This is a genomic window from Paraburkholderia sp. BGA-UO-ETr-F21, from assembly GCF_059567925.1.
The window spans coordinates 470,532-487,315 of record NZ_JCAQOY010000040.1 but is presented as its reverse complement, the minus strand read 5'-3'; the positions used below and the strand labels follow the sequence as shown (position 1 = coordinate 487,315).

16 protein-coding genes, 1 tRNA gene and 1 riboswitch are annotated in these 16,784 nt (G+C 62.3%); of the genes, 10 read left to right on the top strand and 7 right to left on the bottom strand.

Annotated features, from left to right (window positions below; genetic code table 11):
• Position 1: 1 nt before the first annotated feature.
• From AC57B1_RS34615 to AC57B1_RS34605, 3 genes are read right to left on the bottom strand one after another with little or no spacing between them, the layout of a single operon-like run.
• Entirely contained in the window at positions 2–301 is a 300-nt protein-coding gene (locus AC57B1_RS34615; RefSeq protein ID WP_091799903.1) for a phosphopantetheine-binding protein, read from the bottom strand.
• Complete coding sequence (locus AC57B1_RS34610; RefSeq protein ID WP_091799900.1) at positions 276–1,070, bottom strand: lysophospholipid acyltransferase family protein; 795 nt, start codon at positions 1,068–1,070, stop codon at positions 276–278. The genes AC57B1_RS34615 and AC57B1_RS34610 overlap by 26 nt, the downstream gene beginning before the upstream one ends.
• A complete protein-coding gene (locus tag AC57B1_RS34605; protein ID WP_408354657.1) occupies positions 1,054–1,836 on the bottom strand; it encodes a beta-ketoacyl synthase chain length factor in 783 nt (260 codons plus the stop codon). Before AC57B1_RS34605 ends, AC57B1_RS34610 begins: the two co-directional genes overlap by 17 nt.
• Positions 1,837–2,436: 600 nt before the next feature.
• Positions 2,437–2,653: riboswitch (yybP-ykoY riboswitch) on the top strand.
• An 11-nt stretch (positions 2,654–2,664) separates the two neighbouring features.
• Here AC57B1_RS34605 and AC57B1_RS34600 point away from each other — a divergent pair.
• Positions 2,665–3,237 carry a TMEM165/GDT1 family protein gene (locus AC57B1_RS34600; protein WP_408354655.1) on the top strand — a complete coding sequence of 191 codons (573 nt, stop codon included), beginning with the start codon at positions 2,665–2,667 and terminating at the stop codon, positions 3,235–3,237.
• 204 nt (positions 3,238–3,441) lie between these two features.
• Here AC57B1_RS34600 and AC57B1_RS34595 read toward each other — a convergent pair whose 3' ends face one another.
• On the bottom strand, positions 3,442–4,140 hold the full coding sequence (locus AC57B1_RS34595; protein ID WP_496419957.1) for a DUF4136 domain-containing protein: 699 nt from the start codon (positions 4,138–4,140) through the stop codon (positions 3,442–3,444).
• Positions 4,141–4,367: 227 nt separating this feature from the next.
• Here AC57B1_RS34595 and pepN point away from each other — a divergent pair, with 227 nt between their 5' ends.
• From pepN to AC57B1_RS34570, 5 genes are all read left to right on the top strand, one after another.
• On the top strand, positions 4,368–7,064 hold the full coding sequence (gene pepN / locus AC57B1_RS34590; RefSeq protein ID WP_496419956.1) for an aminopeptidase N: 2,697 nt from the start codon (positions 4,368–4,370) through the stop codon (positions 7,062–7,064).
• A gap of 195 nt (positions 7,065–7,259) precedes the next feature.
• Positions 7,260–7,541, top strand: a complete 282-nt coding sequence (locus AC57B1_RS34585; protein WP_408354229.1) for a type II toxin-antitoxin system RelE/ParE family toxin — start codon at positions 7,260–7,262, stop codon at positions 7,539–7,541.
• Positions 7,542–7,557: 16 nt separating this feature from the next.
• Positions 7,558–8,013: a HigA family addiction module antitoxin gene (locus AC57B1_RS34580; RefSeq protein WP_408354231.1), complete on the top strand. Its 456-nt coding sequence runs from the start codon at positions 7,558–7,560 to the stop codon at positions 8,011–8,013.
• Between the two features lie 122 nt (positions 8,014–8,135).
• The gene (locus tag AC57B1_RS34575; RefSeq protein WP_091799881.1) at positions 8,136–9,152 is read left to right on the top strand and encodes a class 1 fructose-bisphosphatase; all 1,017 of its coding nucleotides are present in this window, start codon (positions 8,136–8,138) and stop codon (positions 9,150–9,152) included.
• 55 nt (positions 9,153–9,207) lie between these two features.
• Positions 9,208–9,283 (top strand) — tRNA-Thr (locus tag AC57B1_RS34570).
• Between the two features lie 113 nt (positions 9,284–9,396).
• Here the strand turns inward: AC57B1_RS34570 and AC57B1_RS34565 are convergent.
• Positions 9,397–9,591, bottom strand: coding sequence for a hypothetical protein (locus AC57B1_RS34565; protein WP_091801068.1), 195 nt, complete (start codon positions 9,589–9,591; stop codon positions 9,397–9,399).
• Positions 9,592–9,834: 243 nt separating this feature from the next.
• On the opposite strand from AC57B1_RS34565, the gene AC57B1_RS34560 reads away from it, so the two are divergent.
• From AC57B1_RS34560 to AC57B1_RS34550, 3 genes are all read left to right on the top strand, one after another.
• A complete protein-coding gene (locus AC57B1_RS34560) occupies positions 9,835–12,546 on the top strand; it encodes an excinuclease ABC subunit UvrA (protein ID WP_496420334.1) in 2,712 nt (903 codons plus the stop codon).
• Between the two features lie 632 nt (positions 12,547–13,178).
• Positions 13,179–13,328, top strand: coding sequence for a hypothetical protein (locus tag AC57B1_RS34555; protein ID WP_007180815.1), 150 nt, complete (start codon positions 13,179–13,181; stop codon positions 13,326–13,328).
• 316 nt (positions 13,329–13,644) lie between these two features.
• A complete protein-coding gene (locus tag AC57B1_RS34550; RefSeq protein ID WP_496419955.1) occupies positions 13,645–14,241 on the top strand; it encodes a chorismate mutase in 597 nt (198 codons plus the stop codon).
• Between the two features lie 149 nt (positions 14,242–14,390).
• On the opposite strand, the gene AC57B1_RS34545 is transcribed toward AC57B1_RS34550, so the two are convergent.
• Together AC57B1_RS34545 and AC57B1_RS34540 are read right to left on the bottom strand one after the other, a co-directional pair.
• On the bottom strand, positions 14,391–15,542 hold the full coding sequence (locus AC57B1_RS34545; RefSeq protein ID WP_408354240.1) for an exonuclease domain-containing protein: 1,152 nt from the start codon (positions 15,540–15,542) through the stop codon (positions 14,391–14,393).
• A 350-nt stretch (positions 15,543–15,892) separates the two neighbouring features.
• Positions 15,893–16,096 carry a cold-shock protein gene (locus tag AC57B1_RS34540; RefSeq protein ID WP_007180812.1) on the bottom strand — a complete coding sequence of 68 codons (204 nt, stop codon included), beginning with the start codon at positions 16,094–16,096 and terminating at the stop codon, positions 15,893–15,895.
• A gap of 404 nt (positions 16,097–16,500) precedes the next feature.
• Between AC57B1_RS34540 and AC57B1_RS34535 the strand changes: the two genes are divergently transcribed.
• A complete protein-coding gene (locus tag AC57B1_RS34535; protein WP_496419954.1) occupies positions 16,501–16,749 on the top strand; it encodes a hypothetical protein in 249 nt (82 codons plus the stop codon).
• Positions 16,750–16,784 lie beyond the last annotated feature (35 nt).

Below are 16,784 nucleotides of genomic sequence, written 5' to 3'. Positions count from 1 at the left end.
TTTACTCCCCCTTTCTGGTTGTTTCGTTCACAGCGTGCGTCGCTTCGCGCTGGCTCGCCACCAGCGCGGCCAGCGTGCTGATCGAGCGGAAGTGTTCGCGCGTGCGTTCGTCGTTCGCTGCGATGGTCAGTTGGTATTGTTTGCGCAGCACGATGCCGATTTCGAGCGCGTCGATCGAATCGAGACCGATGCCGTCGGTATCGAACAACGGTGCGTCGTCGTCGATATCGGCCGGGCTCAGGTCTTCCAGATCGAGCGCTTCGATCAGAAGCTGTTTAATTTCCAGTTTTAAAGAATCCATAATCGAACAGGTGCTGAGTAATGTGTGCTTCGACGGCGCTCGTCACGCTGCGCGCCGCGAGAGCCGGTGGAGTGTCATGGGCCGCGAGCTGATCGACGCCGAGCGGCTCGAGCACGTTCACGCGCATTCTGAACGCGCGTGCCGGCACGTCGTACCAGCGCATCTGCTTGGTGAATGCGGGCGGGTCGCAATCCATCAGCACCGGAACGATGGGAGCGCCGACTTTCAGCGCCATATGCGCGAAACCGCGCGAAAAGGCATGCAACCGGTTCGGCCCGGGGCTACGCGTGCCTTCCGGAAAAATGATCATCGTATAGCCAGCGGCCAGCTGCTTCGCGCCGGCCTCGACGAGCTCCGCGGGATCGGCATTGCTGACGTACTCCGCCGAACGCACGATGCCCCAGAAACACGGGTTGCTCCAATGCGCGTTTTTCACCACGCAGCAGGCATGCGGCGTGAGCGACAGGAGCACCATCACGTCGAGATAAGTCGGGTGGTTGGCGACCACGATCGCCGGCCTTTCCGCGCGCAACGCCTGCACGCCCGACACTTCGAGTTCCATCACCCCGATGCGCTGCAACACCGCGACCAGCGCACGGAAAAACCAGTGAATCACGCTCGTCACCGCGAACTGGCGCGATGCACGGTGCGGCCACACCCACGCAAGCGGAAACACCACCACCGAGAACAGCACGCCGCATACGCCGAACACCACGAAGGCCATGCCGGTCGCGCAGAATCGCCAGCAATAATCAAGCCGCGCGATCATGCCAACTCCAATGCCACGTGGCGCCGGCGCCTTGCCACGCGGCGGGCAGGCCGGTTTCCAGACAATGCTGCACGGCCTGGCTCTGGGTCGCGAAAACGGTCGGGGAGCTGGCCTCGCTTGCCACAGGTTCGCTCGCCGGCGCGGATTCCCGCTCGCCCACTCGGCCCTCGGCCGCGGAGGTTTGACTCACCGGCGGGGGTTCCCGCAGATCAGCGCGGGAAACGACACACGCCAATTCGCCCGTCACCGTTTCGCTATCGAGCAGGATCGCGATCGCGCCGCCCGGCACTTCGTCTTCGATCGTGCCGTAAGCCGGGTCGGCCGGTTCGTCCGCATAGACCAGCAGCATCGGCGAATCCGGCTGGGTGGCGTACTGTGCGTGCGCTTCCAGCAGCGCGTAACCGAGCGTTTCCGCGCCGGCCGAAATCGCACTCGCCGCCGACCGGTCGCCACGCGCAATACCGAACACGCCGGTCATGGCATTGAGCACCGACAGGCTGAAAGCGGTAGGCGACACCGGCTCGCCCGCGCTAATGGCGCGCAGGATATCCGTGGTGCGACGCAGTTCGCCGTGGCGCGACGCGAAAACGACCCGCGCAGCGTTCTGGGCGACACAGTCGTGCGCCACCTTCAGCGCCACTCTGGACAGAGTGCTCAGACGGCGCCGCACGATCGGCTCGATGAAGCCGATATCGGGTGCGGCAGATGCGGCAGCAGGCCAGCTAGACCAGCGAGCGACCGGAACGGTCCATTGCAGATCGGGCATATCGGTGTTCGCGCGTAGAAGCGAGGAGAGGCTGAAGCGCCTGACGGAATACGGCACCGTCACAGCGTGTACGCGCCGCGCGGACCGGCAATCTCCAGCCGGGGTCGATCCAATCGTCTGATCTTATATAGGGTTCAGCGATTTAACGGCACATGGCCCCGTTTATTTAGGCACCCTCGCCGATTTGTCTGGAGGATGGCCTCAGGCGCCCTAGGGTCGCCGAATCATACTGAATATTCTGGGATAAATCAGCCACAAAAGACGTATCCATCTGTATCCGTATCTATCGAGCGACGCCCCGCCAAAAACCCTTTGCGCGCGCCTGCGGCGCGATTTCCGGCTGCGCGGCCAGGTGCCAAAGCCGCTCGCGACACGGGTTGCGGTCGACACGAGCGCAGAAGCATTTCGCGGAATTACATCATTACTTTCAACTAACTTTCTTAAACAATGTTTCAGATTGGAAGGCTTCCGCGTGAGCAACTCGCCGACGTTATAACCGGTCGAGGACGCCTGGCCTATCTCAAGCCCGCAATTTGGGAGATCCAATGGCGTACGCGGCTGACGGAGTCGATTATCGGCTGGCGCCATGCCTGTTATACTCCGTCCCTCATTGGGGAGTAGCCGCCTCGCGGCACGTGCGCACCGCTGTCATCGGGTGCGTCGCACGTGTGGTTCGCGGGGGCGCCTGTCAACAGACTTGGCCTGCACGGCCATGGCAGCCGCAGCCTCTGGCCTGGCGAGACCGATGATCCACACACCGCCGCAACAGGGCCCGGCGTGTCGTGGGTCGTCGCTCGTTCATCTCTCGGCCCGGGGAATCAACATAACGTGGATCACGCTTTTCTCATTTCGACCGGTGCAGTCGCGCTCGCCGAGATCGGCGACAAGACGCAATTGCTCTCGCTCGTCCTCGCGGCACGCTATCGCAAGCCGCTGCCGATCATTCTCGGCGTGCTCGTCGCCACGCTCGTCAATCATGCCTGCGCGGGCGCACTCGGCGCCTGGCTCGGCTCGCTGCTCACGCCGACCATCATGCGCTGGGCACTGGCCGTATCGTTCATCGGCATGGGGCTGTGGATTCTCGTTCCGGACAAGCTCGACGACGAAGAGGCCAATACCAACCGCACGCACTTCGGCGTGTTCGGCGCGACCGTGGTGACGTTCTTTCTCGCGGAAATGGGCGACAAGACGCAGATCGCCACGGTGGCCCTCGCCGCGCGTTTTCACGACTTCTTCGGCGTGGTGGCGGGCACCACGCTCGGCATGATGATCGCCAACGTGCCCGCGATTCTGCTCGGCGACCGTTTCGCGCATCGGCTGCCGACCAAACTCGTGCACGGTATCGCGGCGGTGATGTTCGTGATTCTCGGGACGATGGCGCTGTTCGGCGTGGGCGTTTAGGTCGGCGTTCAGTCGGCGCCTGGTCGGTGTTCGTGATGCGGCCGGCTGGCAGTTCCAGGCGCTTGGCGGGCGCTTCGCGCTTCGCAATTGGCTTGGCTTGGCTTGGCGTCAGCCAAACGAACGGCCCGGCAGGATGACCTGCCGGGCCGTTCGTTTTGTTCACTGCCAGCCTTCGCGCCGCCGCGCGCCGCCACTCGGCATGAACTACTGAATGACTTTCGCGCCAGACGCCGGAGCCGGCGCGGCCGCGGGCGCGGCGCCGGTAGCGGCGATTTCGTTCGATGCGCCGCCGTTCTTGTCGAGCGGAATCTTCACTGTGTGGACGACGCCGTTACCGAGCGGAAAATCGGCCAGCGCGCTACGCGCCAGATACGGCATAGCCCGCACGAGCGACGACTCCCCGCCCGAATTGCGCGCCGTCACGTTGTACACCTCTTTGCCGGTTGCCCGCTCGGTGATCCGTATGCCCAGCAGATGCGTGAAGATCGGATAGCTCTGGTTCACATACGTAGTGGGAAACGGTCCCCATGGACCCCAAGGATCGAATGGCCGCCCCCAATACGGCGCGGGCCAAGGGTTGTAATACACCGGCTCCGCGACCGTCACCATATCCGAACGGATACCGTACGACAGGCCGACCAGATAACGCGCCTGGCCGCTATCGACCTGGCGGAAAGCATGCGTGGCGAGTTCATTCGCGACAAAGCGCTCGTAGGTGCTCAGTTCGAGATTGTTCTGCTGGTCCGCGGCGCGCGTGAATGCATAGGTGCGGGTGGCGTCGTTGCCGCTCCAGTCGGAGAAGGCCGTGACCTGAGTGGTCACGTAGGTCGTGCAGCCGGAAAGCAGCACCGTCAGCGCGGCTAGCAGCAGCGCGACGCGGCGGGTCCATCGATCGAATTTCATGGTCTACCTCGTGAAGCTTCTCAATGTCTCTGTATTGTCCGTCATGACCGGCCCCGTAGGCGCGCAGGCTTTTTCATCACGCGGGCGCCCGATAATACGCTGACCGGTAAATTCGGTAAAAAGTTCGCTCCGCACAATTCGCCGAGGCTTTGTACAATGGCTCGACATGCCCGGCTCGCACGCCAGAAGCGCGCCTGCCGACTCGAGTTCCAACACTACAGAACGCCATGGCCGATACCGCAACGCCCAATGTGATTCGCCGCGCCGACTACGCGCCGCCCGCCTTCCTGATCGACACCGTCGCACTGGAGTTCGATCTGTTTCCCGAACGCACGGTTGTCCGGAACACGATGCGCGTGCGTCGCAATCCGGAGGCGTCGCGCGCCGCGCATCTGGAACTGATGGGCGAACAGCTGGAGTTCGTCAGCGCCGCGATCGACGGCCAGCCGTTCACCAATGCGCACGCGCACGAACACGGCCTGCTGCTCGACAATGTGCCGGACCAATTCGAACTCACGCTCACCAGCATTTGCAATCCGGCTGAGAACACCACGCTGTCGGGCCTCTACGTGTCGGGCGGCAACTTCTTCACGCAGTGCGAGGCCGAGGGCTTCCGCCGCATCACTTACTTCCTCGACCGCCCGGACGTCATGGCGACCTTCACGGTCACGCTGCGCGCCAGCAAGGCCGATTATCCGGTGTTGCTGTCGAACGGCAACCTGCTCGAAGAAGGCGATTTGCCGGACGGCCGCCACTTCGCGCGCTGGGAAGATCCGTTCAGAAAGCCGAGTTACCTGTTCGCGCTGGTCGCCGGCAAGCTCGTCGCGCTTGAAGAACGCGTGAAGAGCGGCTCGGGCAAGGAAAAGCTGCTGCAGGTGTGGGTCGAGCCGCATGACCTGGATAAGACCCGTCACGCCATGGATTCGCTGATCCATTCGATCCACTGGGACGAGGAACGCTTCGGGCTCGAACTCGATCTGGACCGCTTCATGATCGTCGCGGTGAGCGACTTCAACATGGGCGCGATGGAGAACAAGGGGCTCAACATCTTCAACACGAAGTACGTGCTGGCGAATCCCGAAACGGCAACCGACACCGACTTCGCGAACATCGAGGCCGTGGTCGGCCACGAGTATTTCCACAACTGGACCGGCAACCGCGTGACGTGCCGTGACTGGTTCCAGTTGAGCCTGAAAGAAGGCCTCACGGTATTCCGCGACCAGGAGTTCTCGGCCGACATGGCGGGCGGCGCAACGGACGAAGCCGCACGCGCCACCAAGCGCATCGAGGACGTGCGCGTGCTGCGCCAGATGCAGTTCGCCGAAGACGCGGGCCCGATGGCGCACCCGGTGCGCCCGGAAAGCTACGTCGAGATCAACAACTTCTACACGATGACGGTCTACGAGAAAGGCTCGGAAGTCGTGCGGATGTATCAAACCCTGTTCGGCCGCGACGGCTTCCGCAAGGGCATGGATCTGTACTTCAAGCGCCATGATGGCCAGGCCGTGACCTGCGACGATTTCCGTCACGCACTCGCCGACGCGAACGGCCGCGATCTCGCGCAATTCGAGCGCTGGTATAGCCAGGCCGGCACACCGCGCGTGTCCGTGCGCACGCAGTACGACGCCGCGCAGAAACGTTACAGCGTGACGCTCACGCAAGGCTACGGCGAAGGTGCACCGGCCGCGCGCGAAACGCAAAAGGGTCCGCTGCTGATTCCGTTCGCGATCGGTTTGATCGGCAAGGACGGCCGCGACCTGCCGCTGCAACTGGAAGGCGAAGCGCAGGCCGGCCACGCGACCACGCGCGTGCTCGAATTCACGCAGACCGAACAGACCTTCACGTTCGTCAACGTGGCGCAAGAGCCGCTGCCCTCGCTGCTGCGCAATTTCTCGGCGCCGGTGATCGTCGAATACGACTATTCGGCGGAACAGCTGGCGTTCCTGCTGGCGCACGACAGCGATCCGTTCAACCGTTGGGAAGCCGGCCAGCGGCTCGCCACGCGCGAACTGCTCACACTCGCCGGACGCGCCGCCACGGGCGTGCCGCTGCAACTCGACGATTCCGTGGTCGCCGCGTTCGCGCGCGTGCTGACCGACGAAACGCTTTCGCCGTCGTTCCGCGAACTGGCGTTGATGCTGCCTTCGGAAGCGTATCTGGCCGAACAGATGGCCGAATCGAATCCGGCCGCTGTGCATGCCGCGCGGCAGTTCGTGCGCAAGCGTCTCGCCACTGCGCTCAAGAGCGACTGGCTCAAGGTGTACGAGCAGCATCGCACGCCGGGCGCATACGAGGCCACGCCGGAAGCGTCCGGTCATCGCGCGTTGAAGAACCTCGCGCTCTCGTATCTCGCCGAACTCGACGATCCGGCCGAGGCCGTGCGTCTCGCGTCCGCGCAATACGACTCGGCGAACAACATGACCGACCGCGCGGCGGCATTGTCCGCGTTGCTCAATGCATCGGCGGCCAACGGCGGCAGCGCCGAGGCGCAGCAGGCACTGGACGACTTCTACCGGCGCTTCGAAAAGGAACCGCTCGTGATCGACAAGTGGTTTGCCTTGCAGGCCACGCAGCGCGGCAGCGCGCAACGTCCGGTGATCGACGTCGTGCGCAAGCTGATGGCCCACCCGGCCTTCAACCTGAAGAACCCGAATCGCGCGCGCTCGCTGATTTTCAGCTTCTGCGCGGCGAACCCGGCGCAGTTCCATGCCGAAGACGGTTCGGGCTATGCGTTCTGGGCCGATCAGGTGATCGCGCTCGACGCCATCAATCCACAAGTGGCCGCCCGCCTCGCCCGCTCGCTGGAATTGTGGCGCCGCTTCACGCCGACGCTGCGCGACGGCATGCGTGCGGCACTGGAGAAAGTGGCCGCTCAGGTGAAATCGCGCGACGTGCGCGAGATCGTGGAGAAAGCGTTGGCATGATGCGCGCCTGAGCGCTGTTGTCGCTTCGAAAAGCCGGCACGTGTTGCCGGCTTTTTTTCGCCTTGCGCTCGCCCACAAGGAGGCGCGTGGCTGCAACGTTGGCCATCCGGACGACTGGCCGGCTCGCGCCGGCGGGGTGAAAGTAAACGTATTCACTTAACGGTTTACGTTTAACGCATCGCGTTATATCATCCCATGATCACGACATTCGGCGACAAAGCTACGGCGAGAATTTTTCAGGGCAAGTTCGTGTACTCACTGCCGCTTCACATGCAGCAGCTCGCCTACCGCAAGCTGCTCATGATCGACGCCGCAGAGTCCGTCGGCGACCTGCACGCGCCGCCGGGCAACCGGCTGGAAGCGCTGCAAGGCCAGCGCAGCGGGCAATGGAGTATCCGGATCAATGCGCAATGGCGCATCTGTTTTCATTTCGTCGACGGGGAGGCGCTCAATGTCGAGATTGTCGACTATCACTGACTATTGGGAGACCGGCATGGTCATCAAACGCTCCGATCTGGATAACATCGATTTCTCGGATATCGACACTGGCAAGAGCATCCCGGAAATCCATCCGGGCAAGATTCTGTACAGCGAGTTCCTCGAACCGCTCGGCATGTCCGTCAATGCGCTCGCGCTGGCGCTGCGCGTACCGGCGCCGCGCATCAACGACGTGGTGCGCGGCAGGCGCGCCGTCTCGGCAGACACGGCACTGCGGCTCGAGCGCTACTTCGGCGCTAGCGCGCAGTTCTGGCTCAACCTGCAAATCGCTTACGACCTGCGCGTCGCCACCGCCGCCGCCGGCGAACAGATCGAACGTGAAATCGAACCCATGCCAAAGGCGGATCGCCCGAAAATGCCCAAGGTATCGAGCGAACACGCCCGGGCCGCGGCGCTTGCGGCGAGCGTGAGCAGCAATCTTACGGCGAGCAAGGCGCGCCGCAAAACCTGATTTTCGCCACGCGTCGGTATGCCCGGCGGCATTGCCGCACACGGTTCGCGCGCAAAAGCACGGAGCGGACACAACGAACGGTTAAAATCGGAATATTCCTCAAGCCTTCCCGGAGTACAGCAATGGCTTTGCAACGTCGTACCACTCTCACGAAGTACCTGATCGAGCAGCAGCGCGAGACCAACAACCTGCCGGCCGATCTGCGCCTTTTGATCGAAGTCGTCGCGCGTGCGTGCAAGGCGATCAGCTATCACGTCAGCAAGGGCGCGCTGGGCGATGCGCTTGGCACGGCGGGCAGCGAGAACGTTCAAGGCGAAGTGCAGAAGAAGCTCGACATCCTGTCGAACGAAATCCTGCTCGAAGCGAATGAATGGGGCGGCAACCTCGCGGGCATGGCGTCCGAGGAAATGGAACAGTTCTTCCCGATCCCGGCGAACTATCCGAAGGGCGAATACCTGCTCGTGTTCGATCCGCTCGACGGCTCGTCGAACATCGACGTCAATGTTTCGATCGGCACCATCTTCTCCGTGTTGCGCTGCCCGGACGGCCAGCAGCCTACGGAACAGTCGTTCCTGCAACCGGGCACGCAGCAGGTCGCCGCGGGTTATGCGGTGTATGGTCCGCAAACCGTGCTGGTGCTGACCACGGGCAACGGCGTGAACTGCTTCACGCTCGACCGTGAGCTCGGGTCGTGGGTGCTCACGCAAAGCGACATGCGCATTCCGGTCGAAACGCGTGAATATGCGATCAACGCTTCGAACGAGCGTCACTGGTATCCGCCGGTCGAGCAATACATCGGCGAATTGAAGGCCGGCAAGGACGGCTCGCGTCAGAGCGACTTCAACATGCGCTGGATCGCGTCGATGGTGGCGGACGTGCACCGCATCCTGAACCGCGGCGGCATCTTCATGTATCCGGCCGACAAGCGCACGCCGGACAAGCCGGGCAAACTCCGCCTGATGTACGAGGCGAATCCGATGGCGTTCATCGTCGAGCAGGCAGGCGGCGCCGCGACCAATGGGGAGAAACGCATTCTGGACATCCAGCCGAAGAGCCTGCATGAGCGCGTGGCCGTATTCCTCGGCTCGAAGAACGAAGTGGACCGGGTCACCCGCTACCATCTCGAAGCAAAAAAGTGAGTTCAGGGGCTTGCCAAACTCCTAAAGAAGTCCATATAATCTCGTTTCTCCTGATGCCGGAATAGCTCAGACGGTAGAGCAGCGCATTCGTAATGCGAAGGTCGGGGGTTCGATTCCTCTTTCCGGCACCATCAAGATTCAAGCAAAAAGCCCAGTCCTCGCGACTGGGCTTTTTGTTTTCCAAGCCTGCTTTCCCGCCTCTGCGCGCACTACAGCGAAAGCACGCCGCACCGCCGTCTCATCCTCAAAACCCCGGCCGGTCGAACTGCGCCGTCACGAAAAGATTACGCGCCACGATCGAGTCTTCCACACGCGCCGGCTCCGCCCGCTGAGGGCCGTAGGCCGCGACCGCTTCCTGCGGCGCCGAAGAAAACCACAAAATCCGGCCGGCGCACTCGATTCCGACCTGACGACCTTTCCAGTACACAGCGTTTTCCATGGCGAAACTCTCCGAAGGGCGAAGACTGCCATCTTCCGCGCTGGCGGCGGCGCGTCCGTTATCCACCGCACCCTGCATCTCAGATAGCTGTTATCCATGATAGGCGGTGGATCCTGCTTAACGTAACGCGTGCGCCGCCCTTACCGTTCACTGGCATCATCACCAATTCGTCGGGCATGTTCCGTGCAATCTCTCAAGCGTTCGCCCGCCCCAGCAGGCCTCGCTCATCCGCTATTCATCGATATGGACGCCATTCGCAACAAGCCTCGCCCGGCACCGCCCGCTTCCGGCTCAACCACATTCACTGGTTTCGTGCGCGTGCGCGGCGCTCGGGAACACAACCTGAAAAACGTCGACGTGCAAATTCCGCGTGACGCGCTAGTCGTGTTCACCGGCGTGTCCGGTTCGGGCAAATCGTCGCTAGCGTTCGGCACGCTTTACGCCGAGGCGCAGCGGCGCTATTTCGAATCGGTCGCGCCGTATGCGCGGCGCCTGATCGAGCAGGTCGGCGTGCCTGAAGTCGACGCCATTGAAGGCCTGCCGCCCGCAGTCGCGTTGCAGCAGCAGCGCGGCACACCGAGCGCACGCTCGTCGGTGGGCAGCGTGACCACGCTGTCGAGCCTCGTGCGCATGCTGTATTCGCGCACTGGCGACTATCCGCCGAAGCAACCCATGCTGTTCGCCGAAGACTTCTCGCCGAACACGGTGCAAGGCGCCTGTCCGACTTGCCATGGACTTGGCCGCGTGTACGAAGTCACCGAAAAGTCGATGGTGCCCGACGACTCGCTGACCATTCGCGAGCGCGCGATTGCCGCGTGGCCGCCCGCATGGCACGGACAAAATCTGCGCGACATTCTGGTGACACTCGGCTACGACGTCGATACGCCGTGGCGCGACTTGCCGAAAAAGGACCGCGACTGGATCCTCTTCACCGACGAACAGCCCACCGCGCCCGTCTACGCCGGCCTCACGCCGAAGGAAACCCGCGCCGCGCTCAAACGTAAAGACGAGCCGAGCTATCAGGGCACTTTCACCGGCGCGCGCCGCTATGTGCTGCACACGTTCGCGAACACGCAAAGCGCGTTGATGAAAAAGCGCGTGTCGCAATTTATGGTCGGCAGCGTGTGCCCGACCTGCCAGGGAAAGCGGCTAAAGAAAGAAGCGCTGTCGGTGAAGTTCGCCGGACTCGATATCGGCGAATTCTCACAGTTGCCGCTCGCGCGGCTCGCCGCGATGCTCGAACCCATCGCGCGCGGCGAATGGCCGGAACCGGACGCCGCGAACGGTGGCAACAGTACGGGCAACAGCGCGAGCAAAACCACCGGCAAAGGCAGCGTGCTCAGCAAGAGCGCCATGCGCGATGCCGTCGATAAGCGGGTCGCCGCAGGCGGTTCCGCGCACAAAGCCTCGCCCGACGTACGACGCACGCCGAACCTGTCCGAGGAGAAGCGCGTCGCTGCCCAGCGCATCGCGGCCGAACTGCTCGAACGCCTGACGACGCTGGTCGATCTGGGCCTCGGTTACCTCGCACTGGAGCGCAGCACGCCCACGCTGTCCTCCGGCGAATTGCAGCGCTTGCGACTCGCCACGCAGTTGTCGTCGCAATTGTTCGGCGTCGTGTACGTGCTCGACGAGCCATCGGCAGGTCTGCATCCCGCCGATGGCGAAGCGCTCTTCAGCGCGCTGCAGGGATTGAAGGCGGCGGGCAATTCACTGTTCGTCGTAGAACACGATTTGCAGATGATGCGGCGCGCCGACTGGCTGGTCGACGTCGGCCCGGCGGCCGGCGAAGCCGGCGGCCATGTGGTGTACAGCGGCCCGCCCGCCGGACTCGCGCAGGTCGAAGCGTCGCAAACGCGTCGCCATCTGTTCGCGCCGCCTGCGCCGGTGAAACGCAGCCCGCGCGAACCTGCCGGCTGGCTGCGGCTCGCCGGCATCACGCGCAACAATCTGCACGGACTGGACGCCGCGTTTCCGCTCGGCTGCCTGACGGCCGTTACGGGCGTGTCGGGCTCGGGCAAATCGAGTCTCGTCAGCCAGGCACTGCCCGAGCTGGTCGCAAGCTGCCTTGGACGCGTCTTCGACAATCCGGACGACGACGAGCAAGACCCGCTGCTCGCCGCGACCAACGTGCCAACCGGCGGCCATATCGCCGAAGGCATGGATGCGGTACGGCGGCTCGTGCGCGTCGACCAGAAACCGATCGGCCGCACGCCGCGCTCCAACCTCGCCACCTACACTGGCCTGTTCGACCATGTGCGCAAGCTGTTCGCGGACACACCCCTCGCGCGCAAGCGCCGCTACAGCGCGGGCCGCTTTTCGTTCAACGTCGCTCAAGGCCGTTGCCCGACTTGCGAGGGCGAGGGCTTTGTCAGCGTCGAACTGCTTTTTCTGCCGAGCGTCTATGCGCCCTGCTCGACATGTCACGGCACGCGCTACAACACGCAGACGCTCGAAATCACATGGCGCGATAAAAACATCGCCGAGGTGCTCGGCCTGACCGTCGACGCCGCCTGCGCCTTCTTCGCCGACGAAGGCAGCGTGATGCGCGCGTTAAACGTGCTGCGCGACATCGGCCTCGGCTATCTGAGGCTCGGCCAGCCGGCCACCGAATTGTCCGGCGGCGAAGCGCAGCGCATCAAACTCGCCACCGAACTGCAACGCGCGCAACGTGGCGACACGCTGTACATCCTCGATGAACCGACCACCGGCCTGCATCCCGCCGACGTCGACCGGCTCATGGTCCAATTGCAGGGACTCGTGGATGCGGGCAATACGGTGGTGGTCGTCGAGCACGACATGCGGGTCGCCGCGCAGAGCGACTGGGTCATCGACGTCGGCCCGGGCGCCGGCGACGCCGGCGGCAAGATCGTGGCGAGTGGCACACCGGCCCAGGTCGTGCAGGTCAAAGAAAGCCGCACAGCCGACTATCTGCGGCAGCAACTCGTACCGTGATTGCAAAGGAAGCGTGCGCGCTAGCGAGCGCCGCGCTTTTCTTTCAGCCAATTCCAAGTCGACGTCACCGGCAAACCCGCCGGCCCACCCGGCGCCGGCGAAAACTCCAACGCCTAACGCCTATGAAAAGCGACCGACAAAAGTCCACCGTTCGCACCGCGCCGTTGGCGCCGGTTTATTCACGCACAAATCAAGAAAAGTGTTTTTCTCGTCAACGAAACCCGCAAACCAATCGTTTACGAAACAATGAGGGCTGAATGCCCGGACTGAAGCACTCGGTAATTAACGAACGTTCGGCCATTAAGAAGAAAATCCTGCCGATGCGGCAGCGCACAAAATTCGCGACCGCTGAGTGATATAACTCAGTAGAAAGTGACTGCCGCACAAAAACCGCGGCTACGCGCTCAATCGCCCGTGGGACAAGGCTGGGAAGGACGTTGAAGAATCAGCGGGCTGGTTTGACCGGCTACGAACCAATCGGTGCATCAACAGTGAACCGATAAATTCTATTCAAACATTCCGTTTCATTGTTCGCCTGTACCGATAAAGCAACAAACAAGATGTGACCCGCATCAGGCTCTAGTGCAAAACGGGGACCGAGGCAGATAATCGGTTTGTAAAGGAGAAAGATCATGGATGCCAAACCACCGAAAGTTCCGACCCCGGATAAAGTCTTTTGCCCGGATCCGGAACCCGCTGGCGTCGAGTTTCTGGGTGCAGAACTGCCTGAGCACGTTCGCGCCTTCTTCGACGAACAACGCAAGTCGTGCGATTCGAAGTAACTGTGCAGTTGCGCGATGCAGCATCGGAATCCGCGCGCTCGGCGCGCGGCGAATGCTTGCACGCGTCCAGTTTCTCGTGTTTTGCCCGATATCGTGACGCGGGGTAAATCCGCCTGATAGGCACGAGCCTGGTCGAGCGGCTCGCGCATGTTTTCGCTCGCCTTCTGGATGCCAGGCGGAAGTATTGCCAGCATTGCCGGCGTCGTTTGCTTTCGGCGCCGTTTGCTTCGCGTGAAAACGAAGAGACGCCGTACGAGCGGCGCATCGTCTATTCTTCTGGTTTTCCTCCGCGGCCGTTCGGCCACTGCCATCCTCCATGAATCGTTCGTACCGCTTCGGCGCGTCATGCGCGCTCGCGTTCTTCGCTACCCTCGCATCCACGCCAGTTCCCGCTCTCGCGGATGGCGACGACACTGCGCTCACCAATCTGATTGCGCTCGCTTCGCAGCGTCTCGCGCTTGCGGAACCGGTGGCCCGCTGGAAGTGGGCGAATCACCAGGACATCACTGACACGCCGCGCGAGAATGCGCTCCTCGCCGATGTCGAAAAGCGCGCAGTCGCGGCAAACGTCGACCCTACATTTGCCCGCGCCTTCTTCCAGGATCAGATCGACGCCAGCAAGGAGGTGCAAAACGCCCTGTTCGCGTCGTGGCGCAGCACGCAAGCGCCGCAAGGCCCCGCGCCCGATCTGGCGAGCAGCACGAGACCGCAGCTGGACCGGCTGACGCAATCGCTCGTGGCCGGCCTTGCACGCGTGCAACCGCTGCGCGCTGCGCCGGATTGTCCGTCGCGCGTTGCGCAATCGCTAGCCAACTGGAAGTCACTGACGCGCTACGATTCGCTTCGTTCGAGCGCATTGGCTCGCGCCCTTGGTCACGTGTGTGAAACGGGCGGAGTGGGCGCGACGGGCTAATGGGTGGCGGCGTGGAGCGCGCAGCCTGAAGCTTGACAGTCTGGCGCAGCGGCCGCGTGTACTTGTCCGTCCTGAACGGCGGGAGATCTATAGGCTGGAAACCAAGCGAGGTACAACGAAGCCGCCAAATTCCCAACCGGCTGACTCCGTCAAGCTACATTCGCCACGGGCGTCACGCTCGATACGCCCAGCGGCATCACACGCAAGCCGCGGGCAAGATGGCTTTGCAAAATGCGGTACGTCGACAGTTCAAATGCTCCCTCAACGTTCGACGCATGCAACTCGGCGGCCTCCGCGAGCGACGCCGCATGGCCCACATAGCGCCAACGGTCGACGACATGAAACGCGCGCGCCTGCGACGCTTCCTCCCGCTCCTCGAAGACGATCGGCCCCTCGAACGGCCAGGGCGCATCCGTCGGATCGCTCTTTGCAACACGCGGCACCCGGTTTTGGCCGGGGCGCAACTTCGCGATCCATTGCGCCTCGGCCAGCATGGCGCCCAATTCGCCGCCGGTTGCGCGCCACTCGACACGCCGCACCTGTTGCGCAAGCCGGATATCTTTGGACGAGCGCCGCTCGCCGGTCAGGTGTGAACGCAGTCGCTGACGCACGCGCACACTTCGTCCGACATACAGCGGCAGGTCCTGGTCTCCGTAGAATGCATACACGCCACAACCTGCTGGCGCGGTGTCGAGCAGATCTTCCGTGATGTCGCCGGCAAGCCGATACCGCCGCGTTGTGCGCTCGATCTGGGCGCGCAGTACGTCGAGCGGCACGAGGCCGTGCAGACGCTGCCAGAATTGCCAGATCAGATCGGCGTCGGCGAGTGCCCGGTGACGGTCAGACGGCACGAGCGTGTGGCGTTCGACGAGAGCGTCGAGACCGTGGCGTTTCTCGGCCGGGAACAATGCGCGCGACAAACGCACGGTGCACAGCACATCGGGATCGAACGCCAACCCCACCCGGCGAAACTCGCCGCGCAGAAAACCACGATCGAAACTGGCGTTATGCGCGACGAACAGTTTGCCGTTCAGACGCTCAAAAAGAGCGGGGGCGATAGCCTCGAAAGTCGGCGCCCCCCGCACCATCGCATTCGTGATGCCAGTGAGCTGCTGGATGAACGACGGAATCGGTTGTTGAGGGTCGACCAGACTGCTCCAGCGCGACACGCCGGCAGGTCCGACTTCGACCACGCCGACCTCGGTGATGCGATGCTCGGCAGTCGAGCCGCCAGTAGTTTCAAGGTCGACGAATACGATCGGACCATTCAGGGCCGGTTCCGGCAAAAACTGTTCAGACATGGAAAAGGATACTTTGGACGCGTGGCTTTGCGGCAAGTATGCACCAGTTGGCCCCGGTGGACCCGGACGGCATCGTATTAACGTTCGCCCCGCGAGGCGCGAACACACTGTTTTCGCGCGGGCGAGCGGCGGCACTAAAACGATCACTCGTTATGTTTCTTCGCGGCGAACTTCCAGGAACTGCGCCGAACGTATTGGGTGATTCTCTGTGCCATTCAAATCATTCCGCACCAGATAGTCAAATCAGTCTTCCGCGGAAAGACAATAAACGACATAAAAAACCCTCGCGTTTTGCGAGGGCCTGCGCGCACTGCGCTGTTAGGCGAAACATGGACCAGCAGAGCCGGTTATTACAGCGGCTGGATGTTCGCTGCCTGCTTGCCCTTCGGGCCCGCCTTGACGTCGAACGAGACGCGCTGGTTTTCTTTCAGCGATTTGAAACCGTCAGCGCGAATCTCCGAAAAGTGCGCGAAGAGATCTTCGCCGCCCGAATCCGACGTGATGAAGCCAAAGCCCTTAGCATCGTTGAACCATTTGACGATACCCGTTTCCATTTTCCAGTTTCCCTCGATGATTTTCGAAAATCGGGCATTGCCCTCATGCCGAATATCGCCAGCTCATGCGACAGGCTCTGTCAGGCGATATTTGGAATTGCCGTTATACGGGGAACCAAGAAATCCCGTCAAGCGAATTCTGCATATACGTTTATCGCGCTGCTCGATAAAGCCGACTCATTTCATAAAATCCGTCACTGAATTATTCAGTAACAACAGAATAACCACATGTCAATATTACTTGACTGGTTGCGAGGTATCTCCCAAGCGGGAAAAACTTCCGTAGTGTGCGAGTCATGTAACAAAACATGTTTCCAGTAAGTGTTTGTCCGACTTGCTGCATCGCATTCACGACGGGATGATTGAGAGCAGTAGTCAGTAGTATCGCGCTTTAGGAGATTGCCATGCTGTTCAACGAAATTCGTCGTCTCGTGACCTGGCTGACCCACTCGCACGCGAACACGCCTTCCGGCGCATCCGCGCCGCTCGCCGAAACACCGTCCGCATTCGAATTCGATCCCATGTGGCACGGCGATCATTGGCAGAACCTCCTGTCGTCGCCCATGGACGCGCGCCGCTATGTCATGGAGGACTGGAGCGTCTCCACCACGGACAACTGGGACGAACAGGACGGTACTGCGCCGGCACACTGATCGCATTTGCCAATTAGCGAGTGCGGCGCGCGGAC

Excerpts from the sequence above, each read along its gene's own strand:
- AC57B1_RS34545 (WP_408354240.1), bottom strand. The coding sequence starts at position 15,542 with ATGTCTGAACAGTTTTTGCCGGAACCGGCCCTGAATGGTCCGATCGTA.
- AC57B1_RS34555 (WP_007180815.1), top strand. The coding sequence starts at position 13,179 with ATGGATGCCAAACCACCGAAAGTTCCGACCCCGGATAAAGTCTTTTGC.
- AC57B1_RS34605 (WP_408354657.1), bottom strand. The coding sequence starts at position 1,836 with ATGCCCGATCTGCAATGGACCGTTCCGGTCGCTCGCTGGTCTAGCTGG.
- AC57B1_RS34585 (WP_408354229.1), top strand. The coding sequence starts at position 7,260 with ATGATCACGACATTCGGCGACAAAGCTACGGCGAGAATTTTTCAGGGC.
- AC57B1_RS34575 (WP_091799881.1), top strand. The coding sequence starts at position 8,136 with ATGGCTTTGCAACGTCGTACCACTCTCACGAAGTACCTGATCGAGCAG.
- AC57B1_RS34580 (WP_408354231.1), top strand. The coding sequence starts at position 7,558 with ATGGTCATCAAACGCTCCGATCTGGATAACATCGATTTCTCGGATATC.
- AC57B1_RS34535 (WP_496419954.1), top strand. The coding sequence starts at position 16,501 with ATGCTGTTCAACGAAATTCGTCGTCTCGTGACCTGGCTGACCCACTCG.
- pepN (WP_496419956.1), top strand. The coding sequence starts at position 4,368 with ATGGCCGATACCGCAACGCCCAATGTGATTCGCCGCGCCGACTACGCG.
- AC57B1_RS34610 (WP_091799900.1), bottom strand. The coding sequence starts at position 1,070 with ATGATCGCGCGGCTTGATTATTGCTGGCGATTCTGCGCGACCGGCATG.
- AC57B1_RS34560 (WP_496420334.1), top strand. The coding sequence starts at position 9,835 with ATGGACGCCATTCGCAACAAGCCTCGCCCGGCACCGCCCGCTTCCGGC.
- AC57B1_RS34615 (WP_091799903.1), bottom strand. The coding sequence starts at position 301 with ATGGATTCTTTAAAACTGGAAATTAAACAGCTTCTGATCGAAGCGCTC.
- AC57B1_RS34565 (WP_091801068.1), bottom strand. The coding sequence starts at position 9,591 with ATGGAAAACGCTGTGTACTGGAAAGGTCGTCAGGTCGGAATCGAGTGC.
- AC57B1_RS34540 (WP_007180812.1), bottom strand. The coding sequence starts at position 16,096 with ATGGAAACGGGTATCGTCAAATGGTTCAACGATGCTAAGGGCTTTGGC.
- AC57B1_RS34595 (WP_496419957.1), bottom strand. The coding sequence starts at position 4,140 with ATGAAATTCGATCGATGGACCCGCCGCGTCGCGCTGCTGCTAGCCGCG.
- AC57B1_RS34550 (WP_496419955.1), top strand. The coding sequence starts at position 13,645 with ATGAATCGTTCGTACCGCTTCGGCGCGTCATGCGCGCTCGCGTTCTTC.